The organism is Rhodococcus sp. P14 (assembly GCF_000256505.1).
Classification (GTDB): domain Bacteria; phylum Actinomycetota; class Actinomycetes; order Mycobacteriales; family Mycobacteriaceae; genus Rhodococcus; species Rhodococcus ruber.
The window spans coordinates 1-4,541 of record NZ_AJFC01000062.1; the positions used below are offsets into that span (position 1 = coordinate 1).

Here is a 4,541-nt window from a genome sequence, read left to right on the forward strand (position 1 = left end):
CATCCCGTCGTAGTGGGCGGTGGCCGGGGTGACCGCGGTGCCGCGACGGGCGTTGTCGGCCCGGACGCAGAAGATGCGGTCGCGTTCGGCCTCCGCGACGATCGCGGCATTCGTGTCCGGTTCGTCCGTGCAGGCGATGGCATACCAGGCGCCGTCCAGATCCCCGGCGCGGTAGTCGCGCAGTTCCAGGGTGATCTGCCCGGCGGTCGCCATGCCCTCGACGGCGGGCGTCGCGGCACGGGTGATCACGTGCACGTGGGCACCGGCGGCGACGAGCAGGCCGAGCCGCCGCTGTGCGACGGTACCGCCGCCGACCACCACCACGCGCCGGCCCCGCAGATTGAGCCCGACCAGGTAGTTGGTCTCGTCGTCGGCAGCACTGGACACCGGCACTTCCCATCTTTCGGCACTGTCTGCAACGCGCATCACGCTGCGTGGAACGCACAAACACTACGGGCACGGTGGTTTGCGGCGCCATCCGCCGTACGAACTTCGTGAGCGACGCCGCAGTCGCGACCCGCACGGCTGCCGGAGGGATCAGCCGGGGAGGAGAGACTCGCGGACCTGCCGGCGCAGCACCTTCCCGATCTGGGAGCGCGGCAGGTCCTCCACCACCACCACACGTCGCGGAACCTTGTAGGCGGCCAGGCGCGACCGGCAGTGCTCCCGCGCCGCCTCGGGGTCGACGTCCTCACCCGAAACCAGCACCGCCGCCACCACGTCCTCGCCGCCGTCGGAAGCCGGCAGTCCCACCACGGCGGCATCGACGATCCCCGGGAACGACCGCAACGCCGCCTCGACCTCGGACGGCATGACATTGAATCCACCGGTGATGACCAGTTCCTTGATCCGATCCACCACCGTGACGAATCCGTCCCGGTCGACCTGGACGATGTCCCCGGTCCGGAACCAGCCCCCGTCGAGCAGTGCTTCCGCCGTCTGTTCGGGCTTGTTCCAGTATCCGGAGAACACCTGCGGACCCCGGAGCAGCAATTCTCCCCGCTCCCCGGGTTCGACGTCGCGCGCCGGGTCGGCAGGATCGACCACCCGGATCTCGGTGCTCGGGAAGGGCACCCCGACGGCGCCGGGCCGGCGGGTGAGTCCGATGGGATTGCCGATCGCCACCGGCGACGTCTCGGTGAGCCCGTACCCCTCGACCAGTCCCCCGCCGGTGACCTCCTCCCACAGTTCCAGGGTCTCCGTCGGCAAGGGCATCGCCCCGGAGATCGACCATCGCGCCGACGTCAGGTCCACCGATCGCTCCCGGGCCGCGCGGGCGAGCCGCTCGTAGATCGGCGGCACCGCCGGCATGAACGTGGGCGGGTGCTTCGCGGCGGCGGTGAGCACCAGATCCACGTCGAACTTGGGGAACAGGACCAGCCGGGCGCCGATACTCATCGCGAAGGTCACGCACAGCGTGAGCCCGTATGCGTGGAACATCGGCAACACCGCGTACACGACCTCTTCGCCGTCCACCAGGCCCGGTACCCACGCACGACCCTGGGCGGCGTTGGCGCCGAGGTTGCGGTGGGTCAGCATCGCGCCCTTCGGGACGCCGGTGGTGCCGCTCGTGTACTGGATCACCGCCAGATCCTCGACCGAGGGCCCCGGTCGATCGGGGTCGACGGGCCCGTCCGCCAGCAGCCGTTTCCACGGAATCGTCCCGGGCGCAGAGCCGGTCAGCGTGTCCCGCGCCGCACGCGCTTTCGGAACGGGAAGGGCGAGCGCGAGCCGCTTGGACCACGGCATCGAACGCGTGATGTCCACCGCCACGATGTGCTCGACGGCCGTGTCCCCGGCGATCTGCTGCAGCAGCGGACAGACCTTGTCCCAGGCGATCGCCACCGTGGCGCCGTGGTCGGCGAACTGGCGGGCCATCTCTTCCTCGGTGTAGAGCGGATTGTGCTCGACCACCACGCCGCCGATCCGCAGGACCGCATAGAACGCGATCACATGTTCCGGGCAGTTCGGCAGGACGAGCGCCACCCGGTCACCGGGGCGCACACCGAGCCGCCGTAGCCCCTCCGCGCCGCGGTGCACCCGGTCGGCGAGTTGCGAATAGGTCAGTTCCGCGCCGAAGAACTCGAGCGCCGGACGTGGTCCGAACCGGGCTGCCGAAGTCTCGAGCATGTCGACCAGCGAGTCCTCCGGGGGCGTGATGTCCGAGGGCACGCCCTCGGCGTAGCTGGCGAGCCAGATCCGTTCCCTAGCGGTGCTCACAGCCCTGCCCCTCTCCACGCTGGAACCAGCGTAGACCGCCGGGCGGGGACACCGGCATGTTCCGGCGGACGAGGGCGGCCCGCGCGGGGCCCGGGCGGGTCCCGCGCGGGCCGCCTCGACGACTGGACGGTCAGACCGTCGCCGGCTCCGCCGGGGCGGGGGCGTCGACCGGGGAGGCGACATCGAGCTGCAGGGACTTGGTACCCCAGCGCCAGACCTTGTCGAACAGTGCGGTGTCGTCCGAGAGCTTGACTCCGAGGGACGGCACCATCTCCCGCAGGGTGTCCTGCCATGCCGTCCACCGGTCGGGGAAGCACCGTTCGAGCACGTCGAGCATCGCCGGAACCGCGGTCGAGGCCCCCGGCGACGCGCCGAGCAGGCCGGCGATCGTGCCGTCGCCGGCATTGACCACGGCGGTGCCGAACTCGAGCACTCCGCCCGCGCCCTTGCGGCGGATGACCTGTACCCGCTGGCCGGCGGTGATGAGCTCCCAGTCCGCCATGCGGGCCTGCGGCACGAACTCGCCCAGGGTGCCGATGCGGTCGCGCTGCGACTGCATCAGCTCACCGATCAGGTACTTGGTCAGTCCCATCTCGGTGAGGCCGACGCCGATCATCGACAGCAGGTTGTTCGGCTTGACCGACCCGGGCAGGTCGGTGAACTTGCCGTTCTTGAGGAACTTCGGGGACCAGCCGGCGTAGGGGCCGAACAGCAGGCCCTGCTTGCCGCCGATCACGCGGGTGTCGAGGTGCGGGACCGACATGGGCGGTGCACCCACGGCGGCCTTGCCGTACACCTTGGCGCTGTGCATGGCGATCAGCTCCGGATTGGTGCAGCGCAGGAACTGACCGGAGACGGGGAAGCCGCCGAAGCCCTTGGCCTCCGCGATACCCGACTTCTGCAGCAGGTGCAGCGCGCCACCGCCGGCACCGACGAACACGAACCGGGCGTGCACCTTGCGGGCCTGGCCGGTGCGGCGGTTGCGGACCTTGACGCTCCAGCTTCCGTCGGACTGCTTGTCCAGATCCGTCACGTCGTGGCCGAAGTGCACGGTGCCGCCGGACGCGGCGACGTTGTTCAGCAGCTGCTTGGTGAGGGCGCCGAAGTCGACGTCGGTGCCGTCCTGGGTCCAGTTCAGCGCGATGGGCTCGGAGAAGTCTCGGCCCTGCGCCATCAGCGGCAGCCGTTCCGAGAAGTACTCGGGGCTCTCCGAGTACTCCATGCCGGCGAAGAGCGGGTGCCCGGCCAGCGCGTCGTAGCGGGCACGCAGGTACTTCACGTTGTCGGCGCCGTGGACGAAGCTGACGTGCGGAACGGGATTGATGAAGTTCTTGGGATCGGTGAGGATGCCGTTGTCCACCGCGAACGCCCAGAACTGGCGCGAGACCTGGAATTGCTCGTTGACGTTGATCGCCTTGGTGATGTCCACGCCACCGCCCGGCTTGGCGGGCGTGTAGTTCAGCTCGCACAGCGCCGAGTGGCCGGTGCCCGCGTTGTTCCAGGGATCACTGCTCTCGGCCGCCGCGGCGTCGAGCCGCTCGAAAGCGGTGATGGACCAGTCGGGCTGCAGCCGGCGCAGGATGGCGCCGAGTGTCGCGCTCATGATGCCCGCACCCACGAGCACTACATCGGTCTTGGCCTCTACCACGTTCTCTGACACTGGAGGATCGACTTCCTTGTCTGTTCGCACGCGCCGCTGCGTTCCGCACTGCACCGCGTGAGTGTCCCGTGCACGTCCGTGCTCGTCCGCCGGGTCTCGCTGAACTCACGGATCCCGGCGACGTCGCGGCCGCGCCGACTGCGACGAACAGGTTACCCGCGCGTTGTCCGGCGTTTGTCTTCACCCAATTGTGCCCCCACGACAGGTCCGCGTACCGACCAATACAGTGTGATCGTGACTACTTGGCAGCCCGATATCCTCGGCGACGGATACGAGCAGCTCACGCTGCATCTCGGCCCCGATCCGGACGGCGAGGGCGAGGCCACCGCCACCCTCGTCCGCTACCAGCCGTCCGTCTACCCCGGCGGCGAGTCCGCGCCGGACCGCGCGGTGATCTACGTGCACGGCTTCACCGACTACTTCTTCCAGCAGCACCTCGCCGAGCACTTCGCGGCCCAGGGGTACCGGTTCTTCGCCCTGGACCTGCGCAAGTGCGGGCGCTCGCGGCAACCCGGGCAGACCCCGCACTTCGTCACCGATCTGACCTACTACGACGCCGAACTCGAGGAGGCACTGCGGATCGTCCGCGGTGAGGTCGGCGGCGGGATCCTGCTCGTGGCGCATTCCACGGGCGGGCTGGTCCTGCCGTTGTGGCTCCCCC

The 4,541-nt window shown here is 69.6% G+C and carries 4 protein-coding genes; 1 reads left to right on the forward strand and 3 read right to left on the reverse strand.

All coding sequences use genetic code 11. The features are described from left to right. The 3 genes from OEY_RS28020 to mqo form a co-directional block, all read right to left on the reverse strand. A partial coding sequence (locus tag OEY_RS28020) for a precorrin-2 dehydrogenase/sirohydrochlorin ferrochelatase family protein (RefSeq protein WP_443216036.1) occupies positions 1-426 on the reverse strand: 426 nt, incomplete at its 3' end. Positions 427-537: 111 nt separating this feature from the next. Next, entirely contained in the window at positions 538-2,220 is a 1,683-nt protein-coding gene (locus OEY_RS0104365) for a long-chain-fatty-acid--CoA ligase (RefSeq protein ID WP_010592718.1), read from the reverse strand. 130 nt (positions 2,221-2,350) lie between these two features. Beyond that, a complete protein-coding gene (gene mqo, locus OEY_RS0104370) occupies positions 2,351-3,880 on the reverse strand; it encodes a malate dehydrogenase (quinone) (protein ID WP_010592719.1) in 1,530 nt (509 codons plus the stop codon). Positions 3,881-4,114: 234 nt separating this feature from the next. On the opposite strand from mqo, the gene OEY_RS0104375 reads away from it, so the two are divergent. Beyond that, a partial coding sequence (locus tag OEY_RS0104375; protein ID WP_029539887.1) for an alpha/beta hydrolase occupies positions 4,115-4,541 on the forward strand: 427 nt, incomplete at its 3' end.